26 protein-coding genes are annotated in these 25920 nt (G+C 72.4%); 20 read left to right on the top strand and 6 right to left on the bottom strand.

The annotated features are described in order from the left end of the window. The first annotated feature begins 105 nt into the window (after nt 1-105). On the top strand, nt 106-2739 hold the full coding sequence (locus ACIPXB_RS00205) for an ATP-binding protein (RefSeq protein WP_401442483.1): 2634 nt from the start codon (nt 106-108) through the stop codon (nt 2737-2739). 502 nt (nt 2740-3241) lie between these two features. Here the strand turns inward: ACIPXB_RS00205 and ACIPXB_RS00210 are convergent. From ACIPXB_RS00210 to rpmB, 5 genes are all read right to left on the bottom strand, one after another. Then, nucleotides 3242-4423 (bottom strand): GTP-binding protein, encoded by a 1182-nt coding sequence (locus tag ACIPXB_RS00210; RefSeq protein WP_401442485.1) that lies wholly within the window; start codon nt 4421-4423, stop codon nt 3242-3244. A 4-nt stretch (nt 4424-4427) separates the two neighbouring features. Then, nucleotides 4428-4598 carry a 50S ribosomal protein L32 gene (gene rpmF / locus ACIPXB_RS00215; RefSeq protein WP_150529992.1) on the bottom strand — a complete coding sequence of 57 codons (171 nt, stop codon included), beginning with the start codon at nt 4596-4598 and terminating at the stop codon, nt 4428-4430. A gap of 120 nt (nt 4599-4718) precedes the next feature. Next, entirely contained in the window at nt 4719-5003 is a 285-nt protein-coding gene (locus ACIPXB_RS00220) for a GTP-binding protein (RefSeq protein ID WP_401442487.1), read from the bottom strand. A 739-nt stretch (nt 5004-5742) separates the two neighbouring features. After that, nucleotides 5743-6048 (bottom strand): 30S ribosomal protein S14, encoded by a 306-nt coding sequence (rpsN, locus tag ACIPXB_RS00225; RefSeq protein WP_401442490.1) that lies wholly within the window; start codon nt 6046-6048, stop codon nt 5743-5745. Continuing rightward, on the bottom strand, nt 6048-6284 hold the full coding sequence (gene rpmB, locus ACIPXB_RS00230; RefSeq protein WP_401442492.1) for a 50S ribosomal protein L28: 237 nt from the start codon (nt 6282-6284) through the stop codon (nt 6048-6050). Before rpmB ends, rpsN begins: the two co-directional genes overlap by 1 nt. A gap of 67 nt (nt 6285-6351) precedes the next feature. Here rpmB and rpmG point away from each other — a divergent pair, with 67 nt between their 5' ends. The 9 genes from rpmG (at nt 6352) to ACIPXB_RS00275 (ending at nt 13660) form a co-directional block, all read left to right on the top strand. Further along, nucleotides 6352-6516, top strand: a complete 165-nt coding sequence (rpmG, locus tag ACIPXB_RS00235; RefSeq protein ID WP_401442495.1) for a 50S ribosomal protein L33 — start codon at nt 6352-6354, stop codon at nt 6514-6516. Between the two features lie 39 nt (nt 6517-6555). Further along, the gene (locus ACIPXB_RS00240; RefSeq protein WP_150529997.1) at nt 6556-6801 is read left to right on the top strand and encodes a type B 50S ribosomal protein L31; all 246 of its coding nucleotides are present in this window, start codon (nt 6556-6558) and stop codon (nt 6799-6801) included. Next, the gene (locus ACIPXB_RS00245; protein ID WP_401442499.1) at nt 6801-7952 is read left to right on the top strand and encodes a CobW family GTP-binding protein; all 1152 of its coding nucleotides are present in this window, start codon (nt 6801-6803) and stop codon (nt 7950-7952) included. The genes ACIPXB_RS00240 and ACIPXB_RS00245 overlap by 1 nt, the downstream gene beginning before the upstream one ends. A gap of 71 nt (nt 7953-8023) precedes the next feature. Beyond that, nucleotides 8024-8260, top strand: a complete 237-nt coding sequence (rpsR, locus tag ACIPXB_RS00250) for a 30S ribosomal protein S18 (RefSeq protein WP_401442502.1) — start codon at nt 8024-8026, stop codon at nt 8258-8260. Between the two features lie 114 nt (nt 8261-8374). After that, nucleotides 8375-9283 carry a metal ABC transporter solute-binding protein, Zn/Mn family gene (locus ACIPXB_RS00255; RefSeq protein ID WP_401442505.1) on the top strand — a complete coding sequence of 303 codons (909 nt, stop codon included), beginning with the start codon at nt 8375-8377 and terminating at the stop codon, nt 9281-9283. Then, on the top strand, nt 9283-10158 hold the full coding sequence (locus tag ACIPXB_RS00260; protein ID WP_401442508.1) for a metal ABC transporter ATP-binding protein: 876 nt from the start codon (nt 9283-9285) through the stop codon (nt 10156-10158). Before ACIPXB_RS00255 ends, ACIPXB_RS00260 begins: the two co-directional genes overlap by 1 nt. After that, nucleotides 10155-11078 (top strand): metal ABC transporter permease, encoded by a 924-nt coding sequence (locus ACIPXB_RS00265; protein WP_401442511.1) that lies wholly within the window; start codon nt 10155-10157, stop codon nt 11076-11078. Before ACIPXB_RS00260 ends, ACIPXB_RS00265 begins: the two co-directional genes overlap by 4 nt. A 93-nt stretch (nt 11079-11171) precedes the next feature. Continuing rightward, on the top strand, nt 11172-11471 hold the full coding sequence (locus ACIPXB_RS00270; protein ID WP_401442513.1) for a DUF1490 family protein: 300 nt from the start codon (nt 11172-11174) through the stop codon (nt 11469-11471). A 2-nt stretch (nt 11472-11473) separates the two neighbouring features. Next, complete coding sequence (locus tag ACIPXB_RS00275; protein WP_401442516.1) at nt 11474-13660, top strand: heavy metal translocating P-type ATPase; 2187 nt, start codon at nt 11474-11476, stop codon at nt 13658-13660. Here the strand turns inward: ACIPXB_RS00275 and ACIPXB_RS00280 are convergent. Then, nucleotides 13653-14273 (bottom strand): GNAT family N-acetyltransferase, encoded by a 621-nt coding sequence (locus ACIPXB_RS00280; protein WP_401442519.1) that lies wholly within the window; start codon nt 14271-14273, stop codon nt 13653-13655. The genes ACIPXB_RS00275 and ACIPXB_RS00280 overlap by 8 nt on opposite strands. A gap of 123 nt (nt 14274-14396) precedes the next feature. Here ACIPXB_RS00280 and ACIPXB_RS00285 point away from each other — a divergent pair, with 123 nt between their 5' ends. The 10 genes from ACIPXB_RS00285 to ACIPXB_RS00330 are packed head-to-tail and all read left to right on the top strand — an operon-like array spanning nt 14397 to nt 25613. Further along, a complete protein-coding gene (locus ACIPXB_RS00285; protein WP_401442520.1) occupies nt 14397-15671 on the top strand; it encodes an ATP-grasp domain-containing protein in 1275 nt (424 codons plus the stop codon). Nucleotides 15672-15694: 23 nt separating this feature from the next. After that, nucleotides 15695-16549 carry a Rossmann-like domain-containing protein gene (locus ACIPXB_RS00290; protein ID WP_401444345.1) on the top strand — a complete coding sequence of 285 codons (855 nt, stop codon included), beginning with the start codon at nt 15695-15697 and terminating at the stop codon, nt 16547-16549. Continuing rightward, nucleotides 16546-17676, top strand: a complete 1131-nt coding sequence (locus ACIPXB_RS00295; protein WP_401442522.1) for a PLP-dependent cysteine synthase family protein — start codon at nt 16546-16548, stop codon at nt 17674-17676. The genes ACIPXB_RS00290 and ACIPXB_RS00295 overlap by 4 nt, the downstream gene beginning before the upstream one ends. Then, nucleotides 17673-18737 (top strand): dipeptide epimerase, encoded by a 1065-nt coding sequence (locus ACIPXB_RS00300; RefSeq protein ID WP_401442524.1) that lies wholly within the window; start codon nt 17673-17675, stop codon nt 18735-18737. The genes ACIPXB_RS00295 and ACIPXB_RS00300 overlap by 4 nt, the downstream gene beginning before the upstream one ends. Continuing rightward, the gene (locus ACIPXB_RS00305; protein ID WP_401442526.1) at nt 18734-20056 is read left to right on the top strand and encodes an MFS transporter; all 1323 of its coding nucleotides are present in this window, start codon (nt 18734-18736) and stop codon (nt 20054-20056) included. The genes ACIPXB_RS00300 and ACIPXB_RS00305 overlap by 4 nt, the downstream gene beginning before the upstream one ends. Beyond that, the gene (locus tag ACIPXB_RS00310) at nt 20053-20877 is read left to right on the top strand and encodes a class I SAM-dependent methyltransferase (RefSeq protein WP_401442528.1); all 825 of its coding nucleotides are present in this window, start codon (nt 20053-20055) and stop codon (nt 20875-20877) included. The genes ACIPXB_RS00305 and ACIPXB_RS00310 overlap by 4 nt, the downstream gene beginning before the upstream one ends. Beyond that, entirely contained in the window at nt 20874-22454 is a 1581-nt protein-coding gene (locus tag ACIPXB_RS00315; protein WP_401442530.1) for an ABC transporter substrate-binding protein, read from the top strand. Before ACIPXB_RS00310 ends, ACIPXB_RS00315 begins: the two co-directional genes overlap by 4 nt. Continuing rightward, on the top strand, nt 22442-23398 hold the full coding sequence (locus ACIPXB_RS00320; protein WP_401444347.1) for an ABC transporter permease: 957 nt from the start codon (nt 22442-22444) through the stop codon (nt 23396-23398). Before ACIPXB_RS00315 ends, ACIPXB_RS00320 begins: the two co-directional genes overlap by 13 nt. After that, complete coding sequence (locus tag ACIPXB_RS00325; RefSeq protein ID WP_401442533.1) at nt 23395-24210, top strand: ABC transporter permease; 816 nt, start codon at nt 23395-23397, stop codon at nt 24208-24210. The genes ACIPXB_RS00320 and ACIPXB_RS00325 overlap by 4 nt, the downstream gene beginning before the upstream one ends. Continuing rightward, nucleotides 24207-25613: an ABC transporter ATP-binding protein gene (locus tag ACIPXB_RS00330; RefSeq protein WP_401442536.1), complete on the top strand. Its 1407-nt coding sequence runs from the start codon at nt 24207-24209 to the stop codon at nt 25611-25613. The genes ACIPXB_RS00325 and ACIPXB_RS00330 overlap by 4 nt, the downstream gene beginning before the upstream one ends. Nucleotides 25614-25920: the final 307 nt, after the last annotated feature.

Genomic DNA, 25920 nt, shown 5'->3' on the forward strand with positions numbered 1-25920 from the left:
TGCCCCGTTCCTCTGCTCATGGGGCAGCATGCGCAGGACTGCCTGCCGCGGACATCGGTGGTGGCTACCCAGCCTTGTGGACGTGGCCTGCCTACCATGGGCAAGGTGACGGTCGGCCCCTGCACGCTCCTGGAGCGGGACGGCGAGCTCGCGTCGCTGACCCGCTGGTGGCGGGAGGCGCGCGGCGGCACCGGACGGCTCGTTCTCGTCGGTGGTGAGGCGGGTTCGGGCAAGACCGCGCTGATCGAGCAGTTCGCCCGGACGCTGGGCAGCGTGCGCCTCCTCCGTGGCGGCTGCGAACCCCTCACCACGCCGCTTCCGCTCGGTCCCCTCCGCGATATGGCACTCGGTGTGTCGGCACCGCTGCGCCGACAGCTCACCGGCGAGGCGGAGCCGGCGGAGGTGCGCCGCCTGATGCTCGACGAATTGCGCAGCGGTGGTGAACCGGCCCTGGTGCTGCTGGACGACGCGCACTGGGCCGACGAGGCCACGTTCGACCTGCTGCGTTTCCTGGGCCGCCGCATCGAGGCCCGTCCCGCCATGATCGTCGTGGTCTACCGGCAGGACGAGGTGGGGGCACGCCACCCGTTGCGCGTCCTGGCCGGGGACCTGGCGGCGCTTCCCGTGGTGCGCCGGCTGACCGTACCGATGCTCTCCGAGGCGGCCGTGACCCGTCTCGCCGCGGGAACCGGCATCGACCCGGGCGAGCTGCACCGCCGCACGGGAGGCAACGCGTTCTTCGTGACCGAAGTCCTCGCCGACGGCCGGGCCACCGTTCCCCCGACGGTCCGGGACGCGGTCCTCGCCCGCGCCGCCCGTCTGGAACGGGGTGCGCGCGAGGCTCTCGACGCCCTCGCCTGTCTCGGGACACGGGCGGCGCCATGGCTGGTGGAGGCGGTCTCCGCCCGCCCGGCCGACGACCTCGACGCGTGCATGGACCGCGGACTGGTCACCGCCGTCGACGGCACGGTCGCGTTCCGGCACGAGCTGGTCCGGGTCGCCGTCCTGGAGGCGATCCCGCCGGGACGCGCGGCAGCCCTGCACCGGCAGGCACTGGCCGTGCTCGGTGCGAGACCGCCCGGTGAAGTGGAGCCCGCGCGGCTCGCCGATCACGCGGAGCGGGCCGACGACCGGGCCGCCGTCCTCGCCTACGCCCCCCTGGCGGCGGAGCGGGCCTCCAGGCTGGGGGCCCACACGGAGGCGGCGGACCACCTCCGCCACGCACTCGCCGCGCTCGGCGACGGGCCGGACGCCGCCCAGGCGGGGCTCCTGGAGGAACTCGGCCGGCAATGCCATCTCGCCGATGACCTCGACGACGCCCTGCGGGCCCGGCAGGAAGCCGTCGACGCATGGCGGGCGGCCGGTGACGACAGGCGGCGGGGCGGGGCCCTGGTCGGACTGGCGATCACGGCGGCCCACCTGGCCCGGGAGATCCCGCTCGGGGAGAAGGCCTGCGACGAGGCCCTCGCGCTGCTGGCGACGCAACCGCCAGGGCCCGAATACGCACTCGCCTGCGCCATCCGCGCGAAGCTGTCCGCCATGGCGTTCCGCAACGCCGACGCAGTGGCCTGGGGCGAGCGGCTCCTGGCTGCTGCCGGCGAGGGCTCGGAACCGCAGGAACGGGCACTCGCACTCCTGTCGATCGGCATCGGCCGCGCTCAGGACGGCGACCCGACCGGACTCGACCTGATCGCGGAGAGCGTCCGGCTGGCGCGGGGCGCATCGGCGGAAGACCAGGCCGGTCTCGCCTACTTCTGGCTCCAGCTGATCTGCGTGACGCGCCGCTGGTACCGGCAGGCCGACCGCTGGTACGAGGAGGCCCTCTCCTTCACCGACGATCACGGGCAGGAGGTCTGGCGCCAGTGGCTGCGCGCGTTCCGGTCGAGGGCACTGCTCGACCAGGGACGGTGGGACGACGCCGGAGCACTCGCCTCGGAGGTGCTGCGCACGGCAGGGGTCGACGACGGGCGCAGGATGATCGCCATGGTGGTGCTGGGCCGGCTGCGGGCACGTCGAGGCGACTCCGACGCCGGCCCCCTGCTGACCAGGGTCCACTCGGTCATGGTCACGGCCGAGCCGGTCGTCGACTGGATCATCGGCTCCACACCGGCGCTGGCCGAGGCCGGGACGTACGCCGGTGACGTGGACCAGGTACGCACACTCGTGACCCCGGCCCTGGCCGCTGCCACAACCCAGGGCGAACCGTGGCTCCTCGGCGAGCTGGCCTACTGGCTCGCGCGGGCCGACGGACCCGCCGCCGTCCCGGGCCGGGCCGCCGAGCCCTACCGGCTTCAGTTGTCCGGCCGCTCCCGGGAAGCGGCCGGACGCTGGGAGGAGACCGGATGCCCCTACGAAGCCGCGCTCGCCCTCGCCGACACCACGGACGAGGGGATGCTGCGGGAGGCACTCGCCACCTTCGACCGCTTGGGCGCACGGCCGATGCGCGACATCACCGCCCGCCGCCTGCGTCGGCTCGGCGCACGCGACATCCCCAGACGCCCGTCCCGCACCGCTGGCCCCGACGGGCTCAGCACCCGGGAACAGGAGGTGCTCGCCCTGCTGGCAGACGGACTCCGCAACGCCGAGATCGCCGACGTGTTGTTCCTGTCGCGCCGCACGGTCGAGCACCACGTCGCCGCCGTGTTGCGAAAGCTCGGCGTGAACAACCGGTCGGAAGCGGGGCGGTACGCCCGGCACAACGGCGTGGAGCCGGCGTCGCCGACCAGCGGGGTGCGCTGACGACGGCTCGCCGCCTGCTCCGGGCGAAAGACTTCGCTCTCCGGCGTCAGAACCGTCCGGGTTCGGTCGAAGACGCCGAAGCCGGGCCCGGCCGTAAGATCGGCCGGTCTTGTGATGGCTGGGGCGGCGAACGACCCGGCCGGCAAGGAGGGGCTGCGCCCGGCGGGACCGGTCTGCGCAGCCCCGTGGCTGCGAGAATCCGCGATCGGTGTCCGACTCGGAGAGAGCACGCACATGAGGGTTTCTCTTTGACGTCTCATCAGAGATCGAGAGCCTTCGACAACAGTGCGGACGGCTCCCTCCCGGGGGCCCAAGCCTCCGACCTCGCCGTCTTCTTCGCTGGATGGCTGCTCGCCGGCGCCGCGATGGCCGCCCCCTTCTACCGGCCCGCCTTCGCCGCCCTCACCCGCGAACACGGCGAGGACCGGCGAGGAGACAGCGGTATCGGACAGGGGCCGGGCTGGGCGGTGCCGTGGCTGCGACCACCGCCCAGCCCGGAGTCTCAGGCTGCCGCCGTCACGGGTGCGGCGACGGGTTCGTGCTCGCAGGCGTCGTCGATGCCGTACGTCTCCCATGCCGGGAACTCGTCCTCGGCGGGGACCGGCTCGTCGGGGCTGAGCAGGCAGGCTTCGAGGGCCGCCCGGAGTGCCTCGGCGCGCAGTCCGGTGCCGATGAAGACCAGCTCCTGGCCCTGGGCGGTCTCCGGGCCGCGGGCTCCCGAGGGCTCGAAGCGGGCCACTGCGCCGGCCTGGGACCACAGGCCGGTCACCTTGGGGCGGCTGGCGAGCCAGAAGAAGCCCTTGGAGCGCAGGATCCGCCCGAAGGTGCCGCTGTCGAGGCCCTTGGTGACGAACGTCCACAGCCTGCCGGGATGGAAGGCCACGTCGGCTCGGAACACGAGCGAGGAGATGCCGTACTCCTCGGTCTCGGGGACGTGGTCCCCGTTGAGCTCCTTGACCCAGCCCGGGGCCTGCTGGGCGCGCTCCACGTCGAAGAGTCCGGTGCCCAGGACCTGTTCGAGCGCGACGTGGCCGCGTACGGCGGGCACGATACGGGCCTCGGGATTGAGACGGGAGAGGGTGGCGCGCAGTCGCGCGGCGTCGCCCGGCCCGACGAGGTCGAGCTTGTTGAGGACGATGACGTCCGCGAACTCGACCTGGTCCATGAGGAGATCGCTGACGGTCCGCTCGTCGTCCTCGTACTGGTCGAGGCCGCGTGCCGTGAGTTCGTCCCCGCCGGCGAGTTCGTGCAGGAAGTTCGCGGCGTCGACGACGGTGACCATGGTGTCGAGGCGGGCGAGGTCGCCGAGGGTGGCGCCGTCGTCCCGGGGGAAGGAGAACGTGGCGGCGACCGGCATGGGCTCGGAGATGCCGCTGGACTCGATGAGCAGGTAGTCGAAGCGGCCCTCGCGGGCGAGCCGGTCGACCTCCTCCAACAGGTCGTCGCGCAGGGTGCAGCAGATGCACCCGTTGGTCATCTCGACCAGCCGCTCCTCGGTGCGCGAGAGCGCCGCCTCGCCGCCGCGCACGAGCGCGGCGTCGATGTTGACCTCGCTCATGTCGTTGACGATCACCGCGACCCGCAGGCCATCGCGGTTGTTCAGCACGTGGTTGAGCAGGGTGGTCTTTCCCGCACCGAGGAAGCCGGACAGAACCGTCACGGGCAGGCGGTCGTACGAGGTCACGAGATCAGCCTTCGGGGCGGATGAGGCCGCGCTCGTACGCCTTCACCAGGCGCTGCGGGACCTGGTAGACGGAGCCGTCGACGGTGATCGGCACCAGCTGGGGCGTGGTCGCCTTCCACTGTGCGCGGCGGTGGCGGGTGTTGCTGCGGGACATCTTCCGCTTGGGGACGGCCATGGTGGAACTCCTCATTCGGGGTGGCGATACGGAGAGGCTATATGAAAATGGGTCTCATTATCAATCTGGGGGGTGTGTCTTCAGTGGGTGGTCCGCCGTTGGGCTGGGGCCGACGGGTCGTCAGCTTTCCGCTGCAGGGTGGAAGAGAGGGGCGGTCCATCCGCTCCAGCTCGCGCGGCCGAGCGACAGTTCGGCATCGGTGACCAGGGCCGCATCCAGTGCGCCCGTGATGCGTTCGGCGTCGATGCCCGGCCCGGCCGACCGCCAGTTGATGACGGTGTCGGGCCTGTCGGCGAGCCAGAGGTGGCCTCGGCTGCGCAGCACGCCGAACATGACGTCCCCGAGGGCCTCGGCGAGCCGGCCCGGGTGCAGCGGCCGCCGGGCATGCCATACGAGACTGGACACCGCGAGGTGTTGGGGGTCGGGGGGTGAAGGGAGGGAGGTGCAAGAAGGCGAGGGGGTCGACGGCGGCGAGGACGGGGGCGCAGTCGTAGTGGTCCTCCAGGTTGTCGGCCCCGATCCTGCTGCGCCGCAGCTGCAGCAGGAAGGGCAGGGTGTCGACCTCCTGGGGAGGGTGAGGAGGATGTGTACGTCCCTCTTGGCCCGCCGGAGTGCGATCAGGTCCTGTCGCAGGATCACCGTCGGGTCGCCCGTTGCCTCTCACGAGACGTCCACCTCGAGGTTCGTACCGGGGCCGTCGGGGTCATCAGGCGCTGGACCACCGGGTGGCGACCGGTCGTTGCGGTGTGGATGGAGGGGGAGAGGGTGACGGCTGTCGGATGTCTGCGGGACAGCTGCCCGGTGAGCTCGCCTCGGACCTCGGAGGTGTTGCCGTTGGATTCGGGGTTGCCCTTCACTCGGATCCCTCCCTTGGTGCACGGGGGTTTTGATGCGGGGTTCATGCCGGATGCGCCCGGTGCATGGGCGAGTGCGTCTCGGAAGCCGAGCCGGTCTGCGCCGTGACGGCTCGGCTTGCGCGACGTACGCGTGCGGCCCCCTTCGGGCCCCCCTTGCCTGCCCGCCGAGGTGCCGCACGCGTACGGGACGCACCCTAACCCTTAATGGTAATCATTTTCAACGCCTGCGGCGTGGATGTGTGCACGGGTCATGCCCGGGCGGGTCGGGTGTGCGGTCGGGGTCTCGCCTACCAGGACGACTTCGTCACTCCCGGCAGGAAGCCGGCGTGCGCCTGCTGCCGGGCCCGTACGCGGGAGAGCCCGAACTTGCGCAGGTAGCCGCGGGGGCGGCCGTCCACGCTGTCGCGGTTGCGCACGCGGGTGGCGCTGGCGTTGCGCGGCTGCCGGCGCAGCTCCGCGAGGGCGGCCTCCCGTTCGGCCGCGGTGGAGGACGGGCGGCGGATGACCTCTTTGAGCTCGGCGCGCCGTGCGGCGTACCGCGCGACGGTCTCCTTGCGCTTCTCGTTCTGCGCGATCTTGCTCTTCTTCGCCATCAGACCTTCCCTCCCCGGGCGCGGACGCGGGCCACGGCGGCCTCGATGCCGATCGCGTCCACCGTCTTGATCGCCTTGGCGCTCAGCGTCAGGCGGACGTGGCGCCCCTCGCTGGGCAGCCAGTAGCGCTTGCGCTGGATGTTCGGGTCGAAGCGGCGCGAGGTGCGCCGGTGCGAGTGGGAAATGTTGTTGCCGAAACCGGGCTTGGCGCCGGTCAGTTGGCAGTGGGCAGACATGGGTCCTGCTCCTTCTCCGTGTGGGTCCCCGTGTTGGTAATGGAAACCATTGCCATATAGTAGCGCCATGGCACGCACCGAGATCCGCCCGGTCATCAAGCTCCGCTCCACCGCGGGCACCGGGTTCACCTACGTCACCCGCAAGAACCGCCGCAACGACCCCGACCGGCTGGTGCTGCGCAAGTACGACCCCGTCGTCCGTCGCCACGTCGACTTCCGCGAAGAGCGCTGACCCCCGGCACCCCCGCCCCACCGTCGAAAGGTTCCTGCCGTGAAGCCCGGCATCCACCCCGCCTACGGGCCCGTCGTCTTCCGCGACACCGCCTCCGGCACCGCTTTCCTGACCCGTTCCACGATGACCAGCGACAAGACCGTCGACTGGGAGGACGGCAACACCTATCCGGTGGTCGATGTGGAGATCTCCTCCGCGAGCCACCCCTTCTACACGGGCACCGCCCGCGTCCTCGACACCGCCGGCCGCGTCGAGAAGTTCCAGCGCCGCTACGGGGCCCGGTGATGGAACACGATCACCAGCTCCCGGTCGTGATCGTCGCCGGGATGCACGCCGAGGCGCGCAAGGAGGTCGTCGAACGCCTTCTGCGGTCCGTACAGGGGAGCGTGGCGCTGCACCACGATCTGGCCGGGGCGCCCGACGGCACCGTGCTCCGCGTGATCCGCGACGCCTCCGGCACCCTCTCCACCGGTGACACGCCGCTGGTCAACGACTGCGCGTGCTGCGCACTGCGCGAGGACCTGGTGCCGGAACTGGAACGGATGGCGGACAGCGGCCTGACCCGGCTCGCCGTGGTCGAGCTGTGGGACTCGGTCGAACCGAAGGCCATGGCCGAGGTCATCGCCGCGCACGGCGGGGACCGGCTCGTCCTGACGAACGTGATCACCGCCGTGGACCCCGCGCTCGTCCTGCCCTGTCTCGGCAACGGCGACGACCTCGCGGAGGCAGGCCTCGCGGCGGCCCCCACCGACCAGCGGACCGTCGGGGACACCTGGGCCCGCCAGCTGGAGTACGCGCCGGTCCTCGCCCTCGTCGACAGCGACGAGGCCGACGACGAGGACCGCGCGCTCCTCGCTCAGCTGCACCCCACCGCCCAACGGGTACCGGCCGGGTCCGTCGAACTCGCCCGGGCCGCGTTCGCCGGCTTCGACGTCGAGGCCGCCGCGGCAGCCCAGCACCCCGCGTACGCACTCCTGCCCCAGGACGCCGACGAGGCCGGCGTCGCCACGCTCGTGTGGCACCGCCGCAGGCCGTTCCATCCCGAACGCCTCTACCAGGCACTGGAGGACCTGTGCTGTGCCGCCGCCCGCAGCCGCGGCCGGTTCTGGCTCGCCGACCGCCCCGACACGCTGCTCGCCTGGGACGCGGCCGGCGGAGCCCTGTGCGTGGAGAGCGCCGGCCCTTGGCTGGCGTCGCTGCCGGACGCGGCGTGGGAGATGGTCCCGCCCATGCGCCGGGCGGCGGCCGCGCTCGACTGGCACCCCGAACACGGGGACTGCTGTCAGCACCTGGTCTTCACCTCGCCCGGCCTCGACCGGGACGGGCTGGAACGACTCCTCGATTCCTGCCTCCTGACGGACGCCGAGTACACGGCGGGGCGTGAAGCCTGGAAACACCTGCCCGCCGCCTTCGACGCCCTCCTCGACGCCGCCTGACACCCACCACATACGACCCGGTCACGGCCCGGCACGACCGTGACCAAACCTTCCTGCAAGGAGATACCGACATGGCCCGACGCCACGACATCCGCAAGCCCGTCAAGTCCCGGCCCAACCCGCTCGACGTGGCCGGGATCAGCTACATCGACTACAAGGACACCGACCTCCTCCGGAAGTTCATCTCCGACCGCGGGAAGATCCGCAGCCGGCGCGTGACCCGAGTCACGGCCCAGCAGCAGCGGGCCCTCGCCACCGCCATCAAGAACGCGCGCGAGATGGCGCTGCTGCCCTACGCCGGCCGCTGAACGGTACCCGGGCGCACCGCCCGGAGGCTTCAGCCCGTCGGCTGGAGAGCTTCGCGGCGCGGGGGGATAATCCAAGTGATTGCCATTTCGCTTTCCTCGCGCAGGGAGGACGGTATGCGTCATGGCGTGTCGCCCCGCGCACCAGCGGTGGTTCTCGGGCTGTCGCTGGCGGGGGCTTGCGCGTGGGGCGGACCCTCGTCGGCGACCTCCGTACCTATTCCGGTCGTCGCTTCGACGAACGTGTACGGCGACGTCGTCCGGCAGATCGGTGGTGGGCATGTCGCCGTCGTGTCGATCATCAATGATCCGGCACAGGACCCGCATTCCTACGAGGCCGGCCCACGCAACCGGCTGGAGCTCTCCCGTGCCGAGGTGGTGGTCGAGAACGGTGGCGGCTACGACGAGTTCGTCGACCGCATGCTGCGCAGCTCGGACAACTCCTCGGCCGAAGTGATCAATGCCGTCCAGGTCTCGGGCAAGGCGCCCGCCGGTGCGGGGGAGTTCAACGAGCACGTCTGGTACGACCTGCCGACGATGGGCCGCCTCGCCGACCGGATCGCCCAGGCCCTCGGCAAGGTCTCACCCGCAGACGGCGACGTGTTCCGGAAGAACGCGCAGATCTTCAAGGACGGGCTCGCCCGGCTCGAAGCGCGGGCGGACCGGATCGAGGCTCGCCACGCCGGCACCCCCGTGGCGGTCACCGAGCCCGTCCCGCTCTACCTGACCGAGGCCTGCGGCCTGGTGAACAAGACGCCCGCGGCCTTCAGCGAAGCCGTCGAGGAAGGCGACGAGGTCGCGCCCAGGGTCCTGCGCCAGACGCTGGAGCTGTTCCCCCGGCACCAGGTCGAGGTGCTGGTCTACAACGCGCAGACCAGCGGACCGCAGACGGAGAAGGTCAGGGAGGCCGCCGAGGACAGCGGGATACCCGTGGTGCCGGTGACGGAGACCCTTCCCGAGGGCAAGCACTACACCGGCTGGATGTCGGACAACATCACCGCCCTCGGCCAAGCCCTGGAGCGGTGATGGAACGGGCCGACTCCCTCGCGCCACAGCCCTCCACGGCGATCACGGACCGCGGAGACGGCGCCCGGCCGGTGATCAGCGTGCGCGCCGCCACGCTGGCGTACGGCGACCGCGTCCTGTGGCGGGACCTTGACCTCGACGTGCGCCCGGGTGAGTTCCTGGCCGTGCTGGGCCCGAACGGATCGGGCAAGACCAGCCTGCTGCGCGTGCTGCTGGGCCGGCAGGCGCTCACCGCGGGATCGGTGTCGGTCCTGGGGAGCCCGCCGCACCGCGCCGGCGGTCTCATGGGCTACGTCCCGCAGCAGAAGGCGCTGCCCGCCCACACCCTGCTGCGTGCGCGGGACCTCGTACGGCTCGGCCTGGACGGGCACCGCTGGGGGCTGTCGCTCGCGCCGGGACCGGCCCGTCGCCGGGTGGACGAGCTCCTCGATGCGGTCGGGGCGCTGCCGTACGCCGCGACCCCGGTCGGACGGTTGTCGGGTGGCGAGCAGCAGCGGGTGCGGATCGCGCAGGCGCTGGCCACGGATCCGCGGATCCTGCTGTGCGACGAGCCGCTTCTCTCCCTGGACCTGCAGCACCAGCGAACGGTCACCGACCTCGTGGACCGGCGGCGCCGGCTTGCGGGCACGACCGTGGTCTTCGTGACCCACGAGATCAATCCGGTCCTGGGAGCGGCGGACCGGGTGCTCTACCTGGCCGGCGGCGGGTTCCGGATCGGCCCGCCGGAGGAGGTGATGACCACCGACGTCCTGTCGCGGCTGTACGGGACCCAGGTGGACGTCGTGCGCGTGCGGGGCCGCCTCGTGGTCGTGGGTGCACCCGATGCGGCCCCCGCCCACCACGAGGCCCGGCCGAACGGGGGCGGGCCGCCGTGAGCTTTCTGCCCCTCGCTGCCGCCGACGGCAACGATTCCGGTATCTGGCAGCAGATCTTCAACTTCGACAACTACGGGGACCTGCTGGCCCTGGTCCACAATTCGCTGCTGGCGGGCGCCCTGGTGGGCCTCGTGGGCGGGCTGGCCGGGGTCTTCGTGATCATGCGGGACATGCCCTTCGCGGTGCACGGCATCAGCGAGCTGTCGTTCGCGGGCGCGGCGGCCGCGTTGCTGGCCGGTGTCAACATCGTCGCCGGGTCGATCGTCGGCTCCCTGCTGGCGGCGGCCGCGATCGGTCTGCTCGGGGTCCGCGCCCGCGACCGCAATTCCGTGATCGGGATCATCATGCCGTTCGGCCTGGGGCTGGGTGTGCTGTGCCTGGCCCTCTACAAGGGCCGGGCGGCGAACAAGTTCGGCATCCTGACCGGGCAGATCGTCGCCGTCGACACCCCGCAGATGGCATGGCTGGTCGGCACGTCCGTCGTGGTGCTGGCGGCCCTCGCGGTGGTCTGGCGCCCGCTGACCTTCGCCAGCGCCGATCCGGACGTGGCAGAGGCGCGCGGGGTGCCCGTCCGGGCCCTGTCGCTGGCGTTCATGCTGGTCCTCGGCCTGGCGGTGGCCCTGTGCGTGCAGATCGTGGGAGCCCTGCTGGTGCTGGCCCTGCTGGTCACCCCGGCGGCCGCCGCTGCGCGGGTCACCGCGTCCCCGGTGCTGCTGCCCGCACTGAGCGTCGTCTTCGCGCTGGTCGCCATGGTGGGTGGCATCCTGCTGGCCCTGGGCAGCAGCATTCCCATCAGCCCGTACGTGACGACCCTCGCGTTCCTGATCTACCTCGGCTGTCGGATCGGGGGCTCCCGGCGCGCTGCGCGCGCTGCCCGGGCCGTGCACCTTCCCGAGCGCCGGCCTGTGGCTCCCGTCTGACCGCGGCCCGGTTCGACCCCGGGTGCGCCGCGGGTCCAGACTGGAGAAGAGGTTCCGTCGCACCCGGCACGGTGCGTGCGGAAGGAGGCGTTCATGCATCCCCTCGCCATCGTCGGCGCGACCGCCGGCAAGCTGGCCCACTACGCGGTGTGCGGAGCGGTGGGCGCGTTGATCATCAAGAAGCTGCCCGATGCGCAGCCCGCCGCGCGCAAGGCGCTGGTGAGCGGCCTCGCAGGCGGCATCGTGGCGAGCCGGTGGCTGTCCTCGGCCGCCGAGGAGGCCCGGCTGAAGGCCGGGGACGTGCTCGCGGAGGCCCGTACCTCGCTGGGCGAGGAGGTCCCGCCGCCCTCGGCTGTCAAGGTCGACCACGACGATCACGGCCACGAGCACTGATCATGTCCGCGGTGCTCGTCCGCTCGGTCGCCATGGGGCGGGCCCGGCTGACCGTCCCCTGGCTGCGCGACCGTCCCGGCTGCGCCGGACTCGTCGACGACCGCCTGACCCGCCTCGGCGGCTTCCGCGCCCTGCGGATCTTCCCGCGCACGGGCAGTGTCGTGATCTGGATGGAACCCGACGCCCTGGACGTGGACGCGCTGGTCCGCGCCCTGGAGGAAGCGCCGCCCGCATCGGCCCCGGCCAAGGCCACCCGCTCGGCTCCGGACTCCTCCACCGGTGAGATCGCCCGGCTCGTGGTGGGCGGGGCGGTCCTCGCGTTCGTGGCCCTGCGCCGGCTGCTGGCCCGGCCCCGCATCGGTATCGGTTCCTCCGGATTCCTGGGTGTGGTCACGGTCTTCACCGGTCTGCCGTTCTTCCGGGGAGCCCTGCGCACGCTGCGCGGCCGCGGCCATCCCGGCACCGACACCCTGGTCACCGCCGCGACCGTCATCTCCCTGGTCCTGCGCGAGAACGTGGTGGCCCTCACCGTGCTGTGGCTGCTCAACATCGGCGAGTTCCTCCAGACCCTCACCCTGCGCCGCACCCGCCGCGCCATCGAGGAGCTGCTGACCATCGGCGAGGAGCGGGTCTGGCTGGTCCGGGAGGAGGGTGTGGAGGTCGAGGTCCCGCTGGAGGAACTGACGCCCGGCGATGTCGTCGCCGTGTACGAGCACCACCGCATCCCCGTCGACGGGCACGTGACCGGCGGCGAGGCCCTGGTCGACCAGGCCGCGGTCACCGGCGAGGCCCTGCCGGTCTACGCCCGGGCGGGCTCCCACGTCTACGCAGGGACCATCGTCACCTCCGGCTCGCTGACCGTACGCGCCGACTCCGTCGGGAGGGACACCACGGTCGGCCGGATCATCACCCGGGTCGAGGAGGCCCAGACCGACCGGGCCCCGATCCAGACCGTCGCCACCCGCTTCACCCAGCGCTTCGTCCCCGTGTCGTTCGCGCTGGCCGCCCTGACCTACGTGGCTACCCGCGATGCGCGCCGGGCGATGACGATGCTGCTGATCGCCTGCCCGTGCGCCGCGGGCCTGGCCACCCCGACCGCCATCAGCGCGGCCATCGGCAACGGTGCCCGCCGTGGCACCCTCATCAAGGGCGGTACCCACCTCGAAGGCGTCGGCCGGGTTACCGCCGTGGTCTTCGACAAGACGGGCACGCTGACCTTCGGGCGTCCCCTGGTCACCAGCGTCGTCACCCTCAACGAGCGCTTCGGCGCCGACGAGGTGCTCAGCCTGGCCGCCTCCGGCGAGCTCCACGCCCGCCACCCCCTCGCCCAGGCCATCGTGACCCACACGACAGAGCAGCACCTGCACGTCCCGCTCCACCAGGCGTGCGAGGTCGTCCTCGGTATGGGCATGCGCGCCGAACTCGACGGCACCCGGCTCCTGGTGGGCAGCCCCGCCCTGCTGCGCCGGCACGGCATCGAGCTCACCGAGGACGCCCAGGGCTGGACCGACCACCTGCGCCGGGGCGGCGAGACGGTCATCTGCCTGGCGCAGGACGAGGAGTTCATCGGCCTTCTCGGGGTCTCCGACGCCGTTCGGGCGGGCGCCGACATCGTCGTCCGGCAGCTGCGTGACCTGGGCGTCTCGCGGCTGGTCCTGCTCACCGGTGACGCCCCGGAGACCGCACAGGTCGTGGCGGACGCCCTCGGCATCGCCGAAGTGCACGCCCACGCCCTGCCGGAGGCCAAGCTCCAGCTGATCCGTGACCTCCAGGCCGAAGGCCACACCGTGGCGATGGTGGGTGACGGCACGAACGACGCCCCCGCGCTGGCGCTCGCGGACGTCGGCATCACGATGGGCGAGCACTCCTCCCATGTGGCCCTGGAGACCGCGGACATCGCGCTGGCGGGCAACGATCTGCGCCAGGTCGCAGCCGTGGTCGAGCTCAGCCGCCATACCCTGCGCGTCGTACGGCAGAACTACGGGCTCGCCATAGGCGTCAACCTGCTCGGGCTGGTCGCGGGCGCGGGCGGCTCGATCAACCCGGTGCTCGCGGCGCTGCTGCACAACACCAGCAGCATCGCGGTCGTCGGCAACTCCGCCCGCCTGGTCAACCACACCCCGCACCTGCCCCGGGTGGAGGAGGAAGTACTCAGAGCGGCGCCCCTGGAGGAGCGCCGGGTCACCTGACCGCGGCCGCCTCCCGGTCGGGGCCTGTCCCCGGCTCGGAGTCCGTTCCCGCCGCGGGCAGCGGCATCTCGAAATGGACGGTCCCGAAACCGCCGTGCTCACCGGTGGTGCGCGCGTCGAAGACCTCGGTGGCCATGCTGCGCCAGAAGTGTTCCGCGCCGGGGATGTCGACGTTGGTGTGCAGGTAGATGCGTTCGTAGCCGGGTACCGCCGCGGCGAACGCGCAGGCGGTGTGCACCATGGCGCGGGCGAGCCCGTGCCGCCGGTGGTCAGGGCGTACGTAGACGCGCAGCAGCTGCGCGGTCCGTCCCGAGGGGTAGCGCTCGACGAGGCTTCGCGGGTGCGGGGGATGGGCGGGGCCGCGTGAGTTGAGTGCGGTGGTGCCGACCACCTCCCCGTCGTCGCGTACGGCCACGACGAGGGTGTGGCGTGGATGGCGCAGGTAGGTGCCGTGGAGGTCGACGACGTCGGGGTGCCAGTCGGGCACGTACCCGTAGCCGAACTCCCGGTAGAAGGTGTCCAGCATGACGCTCCGGGCGCCGGGCAGGTCCTCGGTTCTCGCGTGCCGCACCGTGTACGGCCCGACCCTCTGATCCCGCGTCAGCTCTGTCATCACGCTCCGCCTCTCGTGCTCCGGAGGCCGCAGGCTATCGGAAAACTGTCGTATTGGAAATGAAAACGATTTCCGATAATGTCTGCGTCGCACAGAGCCGACGGCAGTCTGGGAGGAAGTCCGGTGGGACATCTGCTGGTGATCGAAAGCTGGGTGGGGTCGATGAGCAGGCTGCTGCCCAGGGCGATCCGCGAAGACGGGCACGAGTTCACCTTCGTCACCCGCGACCTGCACCACTACCTGCGCTCAGCCCCTGCGGGGGACGGACCGCACCCGCTGCTCACGGCCCGCAACATCATCACGGCCGACACCAACGACACGGCAGCACTCCTGGAGCGGCTCGAAGGCCTGCACGCCGTCCTCGGCTTCGACGGGGTGGTCTCCTCGTGCGACTACTACCTGCCGGCCGTCGCGCACACCGCCCGGCGGCTCGGCCTGCCCGGGCCTTCCCCGGAAGCCGTCGAGGCGGCGTGCCGCAAGGACCTGACCCGCGGTGTGTTCGCCGAAGCCGGAGTGCCCGGGCCCCGGTTCGCGATCTGCGAGGGCGTGGGGGAGGCGGTCGCCGCCGCTCGTGAGATCGGCTACCCGCTCGTGGTGAAGCCGGTGGACCTGTGTGCGGGCATGCTGGTGCGCGCGGTGGGCCACGAGCGCGAGCTGGAGCTCGCCTGCCAGGCCCTCGCCGAGTTCCCGGTGAACGCGCGCGGCCAGGACCGTGCCCCGGTCATCCTGCTCGAGGAGCTGCTGCACGGGCCCGAAGTCAGCGTCGAGACCGTCTCCTTCGGCGGCACCACGCACGTCGTGGGGGTCACCGACAAGAGCATCGGCGGGGCGCCCGCCTTCGTCGAGACCGGCCACATGTTCCCGGCCGGCATCGAGGAGGCCCTGGCGTCGGAGGCCGCCGGGACGGCGCTGCGGGCGGTCAAGGCGCTGGGGCTGGACCAGGTGGTCTGCCACACCGAGATCAAGCTGACGCCCGACGGGCCCCGGCTGGTCGAGGTCAACCCCCGCCCGGCCGGAAACCGCATCACCGAACTCGTCCGGCACGTCACGGGAGTCGACCTGGCTGCCGCCTGCGTGGACGTGGCCCTGGGTCGTGTGCCCGACCTGGCACCGCGACCCACCGGCGTGCGCAGCGCCGCCATCTCCTTCCTGCTGCCCGACACCGACGGCATCCTCACCGACATCGAGGGGGCAGAGGCCGTACGAGCCCGGCCCGAGGTACTGGAGCTGACCCTCGCCGAACCCGGCCGCACCGTGCGGGCCGCCACCAGCAACAACGAGTACCTGGGCCACCTCATGACCACCGACACCGAGGGCGGCGGCGCCCGCGCGGCCGCCGAGCGGCTGCTCGCCGGCCTGCGCCCCTGTTACGAGCCCTCCCCGGCGGTGCCCGCGTGACCCTCCCGGCCCTGCACGAAACGATCACCGCGGGTGACCGCCCGCATGCCGACCCCGCCGTCCGGACCGTCGACCAGCTGGTCGACGCGGTCCTGGCCGGGGCGTACGGCCCCGACCCCGCCGACGAGCGGATCTCACTCGCCTTCACCACCGCCCAGGCCGTCCGGCACGAAGGGCGCAGCGGCGGCTACCGCAACGAGGTGCTCAGCCTGCGGCTCGACGCGGCCGTCGGATCCTGCGCAGTCGAGCCCGGCGCGCTGCCGGAAGGTGCCCTCGACGACTGCGTGGGCGCCACCGTCGCCGAGCTCCTCGGCCATCCGCTCCTGCCGGTGCGGATCGCGGCGCTCGACGCCTACCTGGCCCACGTACGCCCGCACACGCCGGACAACGGCGCCCGCCCGTGTCCGCTGCCCGCCGGCAGTTCGCTGAGCCGTTCGCGGGCCCGGGCCCGCGCCGTGGTCGACCTGCTGCCCGCCGATGTCTCCCGGTCCGGTGAGCGACGTCCGGTCCTGGTGGTCGGCGTGGTCAACTCGCTGCTGGAGCAGTTGCGTTCGCGGGGTCTCGACTACCTGCCGTGTGACCTCAAGGGCGGCACCACCGAGTGGGGCGAGCCCGTCCTGACCGACGCGGCCGCGCACCTGGAACGCTGCGGCGCCGTCCTCGCCTCCGGCATGACCCTCGGCAACGGTTCCTTCCAAGGCCTGCTCGACCACGCCGCCACGAGCGGGAAGCCCCTCGTGATGTTCGCCCAGACCGGCAGCGCCGTCCTGCCCCGCTTCCTCGGATCCGGGGTGAGCGCCGTGTCCGCCGAGCCGTACCCGTTCTTCTGGCTCGACGGCGGTCCCGGGGTCATCCACCGCTACGGAGGCTGTCCGTGACCCTCGCCCCGCTCGTACACCGGTCGCGTGCCGCTGTCGCCAACGCGGACCTCCTGCCCCTGCTGGGGCGTACGCCCGTCGCCCGTATCCACACCGACCTGCCCCACACCCACCCCGGCTTCTGGGCCAAGCTCGAATGCCTCAGCGCCGGCGGGATGAAGGCCCGCGCGGCGATGTCCATGCTCACCGGCGCCCGCAGACGTGGGGAACTTCGCCCCGGGGCACCGGTCGTGGAGTCCACCTCGGGCACGATGGGCATCGGGCTGGCCTTCGCCGGACAAGTCCTCGGCCACCCGGTCATCCTTGTCGGCGACAGCGAACTCGAACCGTCCATGCGGCAGCTGCTGCGCACCTACGGCGCCCGCCTGGAGCTCGTCGACCGCCCTGCCGCCCAGGGCGGCTGGCAGGCCGCCCGCATCGCCCGGCTGCGCGAGGTCCTGGCCCGCACCGAGGGCGCGTACTGGCCGGACCAGTACAACAACCCGGACAACCCGGCGGGTTACCGCTCCATGGCCGCGGAACTGATCGGCCAGCTCGACCACCTGGACGTCCTGGTGTGCAGCGTGGGCACCGGCGGGCACAGCGCCGGGCTGGTCGGCCCGCTGCGCAGCCGCTGGCCCCGCCTGAAGGTGATCGGCGTCGACTCCGTCGGCTCCGCGATCTTCGGACAGCCGGCCAGGCCGCGTCTGATGCGCGGGCTGGGCAGCAGCATCCACCCCGGCAACGTCCGCCACGGAGCGTTCGACGAGGTGCACTGGGTGGGTGCCGCCGAGGCCGTCGACGCGTGCCGCCGGCTCGCCCGCGGCAGCTTCGTCAGCGGCGGCTGGAGCACCGGCGCCGTCGCGCTGGTCTCCGCATGGGCCGCCAGGGCCGAACCCGGCGCCGTCGTCGCCACCGTCTTCCCCGACGGGCCGCACCGCTACCTCGGCACCGTCTACGACGACGACTTCTGCCACGCCCACGGCCTGACCGCCACGGCCCGGGCCACCCGCCCCCTGGAGATCCCGCACCCACGCGCGGCCGAGGCCGTCGGCTGGACCCGCTGCCGCACCGTCGTCGATCCCGTCGCCGGCCCCGGCAGAGAAGCCCCTGCTCCCCGCGTTCCGGCCCCCGGAGGTGCCGTATGAAACTCACCTGGCACACCGCCTCGCTCGAACTGGCCGAGCCGCTGCGCATCTCCCGCTCCGTGATGGCCCGCCGCGACGCGGTCTGGGTCAGCCTGGAACACGGCGGGCTGCGCGGTTGGGGGGAGGCAGTCAGCAGCGTCTACCTCGGACTGCCCACCGAATCCATCCTTCGCCACCTGGGCGCACTCCGGCCGGCGGTGGAGCGCCTGCCGGACCCGGAGACCGCCTGGGCCGAACTCGCGCCTGCGGGCTCCGTGGGCGCAGACCTGCCGGCAGGAGTCCTCGCCGCTGTTGAGTCAGCCGTCTTGGATCTCGTGGGCAAGCGAGCCGGTGAACCCGTGCACCAACTGCTCGGCAGCGCTTCCCCGCCGTCCGCGGCCACGGCACGCACCATCGGCATCGTCGCGCCCGTCGCCGCTGCCGCCCAGGCCAGTCGGCTCGCCCTGGCAGGCTTCACCGTTCTGAAGGTCAAGGCCGGATCCCCCGACCCGGCCGAGGACCTGGCCCGGGTCGAGGCCGTCCGTACCGGAGCGCCGGCCGCGGACCTGCTGCTCGACCCCAACGGTGCCTGGACCGAGGACCAGGCCCACGCACTGCTGCCCCGCTTCGCGGCCCTCGGCATCACCGCCGTGGAGCAGCCGATCGCCGCCGGGCGGCCCGATGCCCTGGCCCGGGTCGCCACCACCTCCCCGATCCCCGTGATCGCCGACGAGGACGCGGTCTCCTACGAGGACGCCGCGGCCCTCGCCGGGCGGGTCCACGGGGTCAACGTGAAGCTCGCCAAGTGCGGGGGCGTACGGGCTGCGCTGCGGATCCAGGCGGCGCTGGACGGCAGCGGCACCGACCTCATGCTCGGCTGCCTGACCGCCAGTTCGCTCGGCATCGCGCCCGCCGTCCACCTGGTGGACCGGGCCCGCTGGGTCGACCTCGACGGGCACCTGCTCCTCGCCGACGACCCGTGGTCCGGCATCGGCGGCGCCGACGGCACCGTGGGGCCCGCCCCGCGCGGCGGCCTGGGAGTGCTGCCCCGCGCCGCCATACCCGTGGGCGCCGCCCGATGAGAACCATCGCCGCGGTGCGCGGCTTCCCGCCGGCCGTACGGCTCCTGCTCGTCAACCAGCTCGGCGTCAACATCGGCTTCTACCTCCTCATCCCGTACCTGGCCACGCACCTGACCGACGACCTCGGTATGTCGGCGGCGGTGGTCGGCCTGGTCCTGGGCCTGCGCAACCTCAGCCAGCAGGGGCTCTTCCTGATCGGGGGCTCGGCCGCCGACCGCCTCGGGGCCCGCGGCGTGATCATCGCGGGCTGCGGCCTGCGCACCCTCGGCTTCGCGCTGTTCGCCCTCGGCGACGCACTGCCCGTACTGATCGCCGCATCGGTGCTGAGCGGGTTGGCCGGCGCCCTGTTCAACCCGGCCGTACGGACGTACGTCGCCCAGGAGTCCGGCGACCGCAAGGCCGAGGCGTTCGCCCTGTTCAACGTGTTCGCCACGGCCGGGGCGCTGATCGGGCCGCTGCTGGGGAGCCTGCTGCTGTTCGGCGGCTTCCGGGCGGCGGCGCTCACCGCGGCGGGGGTGTTCGCGCTGCTCACCCTCGCGCAGGCGATCGTGCTGCCCGCCCGGACCGTGCCGCGCCCGACCGGTTCCGTGCTCGGAGACTGGCGGGAGGTGGCCGGCAACCGGCGCTTCGTGGCCTTCGCCCTGGCCATGGTCGGCATGTACGGCATGGAGAGCCAGCTCTACCTGCTGCTCCCGCATGCCGCGCAGCAGGCCACCGGCTGGGCGGGAGCCGTCGGGCTGATCTTCGTCGTCGGGACCCTCGCCAACTTCGTGCTCCAGCTGCGCATCACCCGCAGGCTGGCCGTGCGGAGCGGTGGCCGGGGCCGGTGGATCGCCGCCGGGCTGACCGTCAGCGGGCTCGGCTTCGTACCCCCGATGCTCGTGGCGGGAGCCGCGGGGACCCACCCGGTGCGGCTGCTGCCGGTCCTGGCCGGAGTGCTGCTCCTGTACGTCGGGTTGATGACCGCCCAGCCCTTCGTCATGGAACTCATCCCCGCCTTCGGCCGCGCGGAGCTCACCGGCACCTTCTACGGACTGTTCTACGGAGTGTCCGGAGTGGCTGCCGCGGGCACCGGCGCGGGGGTCGGGTGGGTCATGGACACCGCGACGCACGGCGGGCCGACGTGGCTTCCCTACGCCTGCTGCACGGCACTCGGCCTCGCCTCGGCGGCAGCCGTCACCCTGCTGCACCGACGCCGGGCCCTGCCCCGCCCGCCTGCCCCCGCCACTACGGACTCGCCGGTCCCGGAGGGCCCGGAACAGCACGCGAAGACAACGGCCGCCACCCCTGACCCACGTCCCCTGAGCGAGCCCAGATGAGCACCGGAAACCTCCTCACCGACCACCCCGAGCTGTACGAAGAGCGCTTCCCCGACCCCGACCGGCTCGCCGCACGCTGGACCGAGGACACCCTGCGCCGCCACGGCGCGGGAGCCCAGGTCCTGGACCTCGGCTGCGGCACCGGCCGCGACGCGGCCTGGCTGCACCACCACGCCGGACGCAGGGTCACCGGCGTCGACACCGCCGAGTCCATGCTCGCCCACGCCCGCCGCCGACACCCCGGCCCGGACTACCGGCGCGCCGACATGCGGGACTTCGACCTCGGCCGCACCTTCGACGCCGTCCTCTGCCTGGACAGCGCCCTGCTCTACTGCCACACCAACGAAGACCTCACCTCCTGCCTCGCCGCCATCCGCCGCCACCTGGGCCCGGGCGGAGTGCTCATCGCGGAGATGCGCAACGGCGCCTTCTTCCTCGGCAACACCGAACTCCTCGACGGGCCGCGCACCGCCTCCTTCGACTGGCGGGGCACGACGTACACCTCCCGCACCACCCTGTGGATCGACCACGGCGCCCAACTCCTGCGCCGCCGCCGCACCTGGACCGCCGACGACCGCTCGGAACCGGAAGAGCAGCACTCCGCCTGGCGGCTGCTCTTCCCCCAGGAACTGCGGTACTTCCTCACCACCGCCGGCTTCGAGGTCCTCGCCCTGCACGACGGCCCCGGTCCCCGCACCGAACCGGTGTGGAGCGAAGGCGATTCCCCGCACGGAACCACGAGTTCCGACCGCCTGCACCTCGTCGCCCGGCTCAGTCCCCAGAACCACCCCCAGCACAGCAACGGAGACACCACACCATGAACGAGCGCCGCTCCGGCCTCGCCCGCCGAGGCTTCCTCCTCGCCACCGCCACGGCGACCGCCGCCGCCCTCGCCCTGACCGCCGGCTGCGCCGGCGACACCGGCAAGAACACCGACACCAAGAACGCTGCCGAATCCGGCACCCCCAAGCGTGGCGGCACCCTGCGGGCCGCCTTCGCCGGCGGCGGCGCGAACGAGACCCTCGACCCGCACGCCGCCAACCTGTTCGTGGACGCCGCCCGCGCCAAGGCCCTCTACGACAAGCTCGCCGACTTCGGTGCCGACCTCGCTCCCGTCCCCCGCCTTGCCGAGCGCTGGGAGCCCAACGAAACCCTCGACACCTGGAAGATCACCCTGCGCAAGGCGTCCTTCCACGACGGACGCCCGGTCACCGCAGAGGACGTCCTCTACAGCTACCGCCGGATCGCCGACCCCAAGGGCACCTTCCGCGCCAAGGCCTCCCTGGAGCCCATCGACCTCGCCGCCAGCCGCGCCCTCGACGCGAACACCGTCGAGTTCAAGCTCAAGCGCCCGTACGCCGAATTCCCCAACGTGCTCGCCGCGTTCGGCGCCTACATCGTCCCCAAGGACACCACGTCCTTCGACAAGCCCGTCGGTTCCGGCCCCTTCACGTTCGGCTCCTTCACCCCCGGCAAGTCCCTGGTCGTCAAGCGCAACGAGGCCTACTGGGAGGGCGCACCCCACCTCGACCAGGTCGAATTCGTCGTCGCCACCGAGGAATCGGCCCGTACGAGCGCCCTGCTCGGCGGCCAGGTCCAGTACGCCCACGAGCTGAACCCCGCCACCGCCCGCACCCACGAGGGCAAGGGCAAGATCGAGGTCATCCGGCTGCCCGGCAGCTCCATGCAGGGCTTCGTGATGAAGACCGACCGGCCCCCGTTCGACGACAAGCGGGTCCGCCAGGCGTTCTTCCTCATCGCCGACCGCAAGGAACTCGTCGACGGCGCCCTCTCCGGAGCCGGCGAGATCGGCAACGACCTCTTCGGCAAGGGCTACCAGTACTACGCCTCCGACCTGCCGCAGCGCACCCAGGACCTGGAGCGGGCCCGCGCCCTGCTCAAGGAGGCCGGCGCCGAGAACCTCAAGGTCACCCTCGACACGGCCCCCGCCGCCACCGGCTTCGTCGAGGCCGCCGGGATCTTCAAGGAGCAGGCCGCCAAAGCCGGGGTCACCGTCGAGGTCAAGGTGGGCAACAAGGACACGTACTGGAAGGACATCCTGAACGACGGGACCTTCGCCTCCTACCGGTCCGGGTCCATGCCCATCGAGTCCCACATCTCGCAGCGCCTGCTCACCGGCTCCACCACCAACGCCACCAAGTGGCAGCAGAAGGACTTCGACGACCTGTACCAGCAGGCCCAGTCCACCCGCGACGAGAAGGAACGCGCCGCCCTGTACGAGCGGATGCAGCGCCGCCTGTACGACGAGGGCGGCTTCCTGATCTGGGGCTTCGCCGACTGGATCGTCGCCACCGCTCCGTCCGTGCACGGAGTCTCGAAGCAGGCCCCCGCCAACACCCTCGACTGGGCCCGCTTCGACAAGCTCTGGCTCGCGTGACCCGGCACCTGAACTGGATCGGCCGCCGTCTGCTCCTCGGTCTGGGGCAGACGGCGGCGGTCGTCCTGTTCATCTTCGTCCTCACCGAGGCCCTGCCCGGCGACGCGGCGGTCGCCCTGGCCGGCGACCAGCCCGACCCCGAGCGCATCGCCCGGATCCGCGCCGCACTGGACCTGGACCGACCCGCCGCCGAACGCTTCCTGGACTGGGCCGCCGGCCTCGTCCGGGGTGACCTCGGCACCTCCCTGGTCAGCGGGCGGCCCGTCGCCGACTACCTGACCGGCGGCATCGCGCCCACGGTGACGCTCGCCTGCGCCACTCTCCTCGTACTCCTGCCGCTGTCGGTCGGACTCGGCGTGCTGTGCGCCCGCCGCGAGGGCGGCCCGCTGGACCGGACCCTCAGCGCGCTGACCCTGGCCGTGCACTCCGTACCCGAGTTCGCCCTCGGCGTGCTGCTGGCCACTCTGTTCGGGCTGTGGCTGGGCTGGCTGCCGCCCACCGCCGTCGGCACCGACCCGCTCACCGAACCGGCCGTACTGGTCCTGCCCGTCCTCGTACTCGTCTCGCGGCCCGTCTGCACCATCAGCCGCCTCGTACGCGCCGGGATGATCGACGCGATGGCCTCGCCCTACGTCGCCCAGGCCCAGCGCTACGGCGTCAGCGGCGCCCGCGTCCGCTGGACGCACGCCCTGCCCAATGCCCTTGCTCCGGCCGCACAACAGCTGGCCCGGACCTGCGACTGGCTGCTGAGCGGAGTGATCGTCGTCGAAGCCCTCTTCGTCATCCCCGGCCTGGGAACCGTGCTCATCGACGCCGTTGCCGCCCGCGACGTGCCCGTCGTCCAGGGCATGGCCGTCGTCTTCGGCGTGGTCACCGTCCTGGCCAACCTGGGGGCGGACCTCGTGGCCCGCCGCTTCGCACCCCGTGCGGAGGTGGTCGCGTGAGGCGCCGTGCATCCAGGTACGCCCTGGCCGTCGGTCTCATCGCCGTGCCCCTGCTGCTGGCTGCCCTCGGACCGCTGCTCACCGGACCGGCCGGACCGCGCTCGGTGTCCTTCGCGTCAGGCGCCGGGCACTGGCTGGGCACCGACTTCTCCGGCCGGGACGTCTGGCGGCAGGTCCTGCTCGGCGGCCGCTCCGTCGTCCTCGTGGCGCTCGCCGCCACCGGACTCGCCTACCTGGTCGCCGTCCCGATCGGGCTGATCGCCGCCCTCACCCGACGCACCTGGCTCGAGGAGGCCCTCATGCGGCCCCTCGACGTCCTGATCGCCGTCCCCTCGCTCCTGCTGGTGCTGCTCGTGGCTTCGACCCTGACCCCGGGGCCGGCCGGGCTGGCCGCCCTGGTCGGTCTGGCCGCCGTACCCGACGCGGCTCGCGTGGTGCACGCGGCGGCGGCCGAGATCTCCGCCCGGCCCGCCGTCGAGGCCCTGCGGATGCAGGGCGAGACCTGGTGGCGTACGGCGCTCGGGTACGTCGCCCGCTGCATGCGCCGGACCCTCGCCGCCGACGCGGGGATCCGGCTGACCGGAGCCCTGTACCTGGTCGCCACGGCCGCGTTCCTCGGCATCGGCGTCCCACCGGACGCCGCCGACTGGGCGGTCATGGTCGACCGCAACCGCACCGGCCTGTTCCTGCAGCCATGGGCCGTGGTGGTACCCGCCCTGCTCATCGCAGCCCTGTCGATGGGCACCAACCTGCTCTTCGACGCCGCACTGCACACACAGGCCAAGACCGCCTGGAAAGGAGACCGGGTATGAAGCCGGCAGCGGAAGTGGACGGCCTGCGCGTGCAGGTGGACGGCATCACTCTCGTCGACGGGGTGAGCCTGACGGCCCGCGCCGGACGGATCACGGCCCTCGTCGGGCCCTCGGGCAGCGGGAAGACCACCACCGGACGCGCCCTCCTCGGCGAGTTCCCGGCCGGGGCGCGGATCGACGGCCGGATCAGCACGTCCGGACCCGGCTCCGTCGGCTACGTGCCCCAGCACCCCGCCACCGTCCTCAACCCCGCCCGCCGAGCCGGAGCGCTCCTACGCGACATCGCGGCCCGGCGCGGCGGAACCCGCCGCGAGATCCGCGACCGCGTCGAGCACGCCCTGCGCCTGGCCCAGCTGCCCGACCCCGAGATGGTGCTGCGCCGCTACCCCCACCAGCTCTCCGGCGGCCAGCAGCAGCGGGTCGTCATCGCCCAGGCACTGCTCCTGGGTGCGAAGGTGATCGTTGCCGACGAACCCACCACCGGCCAGGACCCGGCCACCAAGAGGGGCGTCGTCGAGGCGCTCGCCGACGTGGCCGAGCAAGGCATCGCCCTGGTCCTGCTGAGCCATGACTGGGACGTCGTCCGGCAGTTGGCCGACGAGGCGGTCGTGCTGCGGGACGGCCGGGTCGTGGACCGCGGCCCCGCGGACACCGTACTGCCCGCCTCCGAGCGGCCCGTGCTCCCCAAGCCACGAGCAGCCACCCGGCCCGCCGCCAGCCGGATCGCGGTACAAGAGCTGACCGCCCGGCACCAAACGGCGCACGGTACCGTTCCGGTGCTGCACGGCATCACGCTGTCGGTCGCGCCGGGAGAGTGCCTCGCCGTGACCGGCCGATCCGGCAGCGGCAAAACCACACTGGGCCGCTGCCTGGCCGGCCTCCACTCCACGTACGACGGCACGGTCCTGCTCGACGGAGCACCGCTGCCACGCAGCCTTCGCGCCCGCACCCGCACCGAACTGGCCGCCGTCCAGTACGTGTTCCAGGATCCCAAGGCTGCCTTCGACGAGCACCGGCCGGTCCTGGACCAGGTCGCCCGCACGGCGGTCCGGCTGCGCGGCGCCGACCGGGACACCGCCCGCCGTACCGCCGTACGAACCCTGGAGGATCTGGGCCTGGCCGAGGAGCTGACCCTGCGCCGCCCCGGCGCCCTGTCCGGCGGCGAACTCCAACGGGCAGCTCTGGCCCGGGCCCTGCTGGCCGAGCCCGACGTCCTGGTCTGCGACGAGATCACCTCCGGGCTCGACGCGGCCACGCGGGACTCCATCCTCACCCGACTGGCCGCACTCCGGGAACGACGTGCTCTCAGCCTGGTGTTCATCACCCACGACCGGACAGCCGCCGAAGCCCTGGCCGACCGAACCGCCGTCCTCGACACCGGCCGTCTGGCCACATGCCAGTAGCCGTCTTGTTCCGGCTCCACTCCAACAGGAGGGGCTCGGCAGGCAGCGTACGGTTGTGCGGACGCGGACGGTGTACGGACATCTCAGCAGGGCCACATGCCTGCATGACGATGTCGTGCCGCAGTCTTGGCGGCGCTTTGGCGCGGGACATCCTCTCCAGCGTTGGCGTTCCCGTTCGTGCCGGAGGACTCCTTCACCGAGGACCTGCGCATTCCACCCCGCTACAACCGGCTGCTCCTGTACTCGGCCAACCTCATCCACACCGCGACCAGTTACGCGGGCAGTACCTTGGAGGACAAGCGGATGA

Source organism: Streptomyces sp. NPDC090022 (assembly GCF_044748145.1).
Taxonomy (GTDB): domain Bacteria; phylum Actinomycetota; class Actinomycetes; order Streptomycetales; family Streptomycetaceae; genus Streptomyces.